1 pseudogene is annotated in these 580 nt (G+C 62.9%); it reads left to right on the top strand.

From position 1 onward, the window contains the following. Positions 1-579, top strand: a pseudogene (nifH, locus tag V5F74_RS25990) (nitrogenase reductase); the annotation flags it as partial. Position 580 lies beyond the last annotated feature (1 nt).

The raw sequence follows: 580 nt of genomic DNA, 5'->3' as shown, positions 1-580 counted from the left end.
GGCGTGATCACCTCGATCAACTTCCTTGAGGAGAACGGCGCCTACGAGGACATCGACTACGTGTCCTACGACGTGCTGGGCGACGTGGTGTGCGGCGGCTTCGCGATGCCGATCCGCGAGAACAAGGCGCAGGAAATCTACATCGTCATGTCCGGCGAGATGATGGCCATGTATGCGGCCAACAACATCTCCAAGGGCATCCTGAAGTATGCGAACTCCGGCGGCGTGCGCCTGGGCGGCCTGGTGTGCAACGAGCGCCAGACCGACAAGGAGTACGAGCTGGCGGAGTCTCTGGCGAAGAAGCTCGGCACGCAGCTGATCTACTTCGTGCCGCGCGACAACATCGTGCAGCACGCCGAGCTGCGCCGCATGACGGTGATCGAGTATGCGCCCGATTCCGCGCAGGCCCAGCACTACCGCAACCTCGCCACCAAGGTGCATGGCAACTCGGGCAACGGCATCATCCCGACCCCGATCACCATGGACGAGCTGGAAGACCTGCTCATGGAGCACGGCATCATGAAGGCCGTGGACGAGAGCCAGATCGGCAAGACCGCCGCCGAACTCGCCGTCGGCTGAA

It is taken from the genome of Xanthobacter aminoxidans (genome assembly GCF_043193615.1).
In the GTDB taxonomy this organism is placed as follows: domain Bacteria; phylum Pseudomonadota; class Alphaproteobacteria; order Rhizobiales; family Xanthobacteraceae; genus Xanthobacter; species Xanthobacter aminoxidans.
This window is presented reverse-complemented; position numbering and strand designations above follow the sequence as displayed.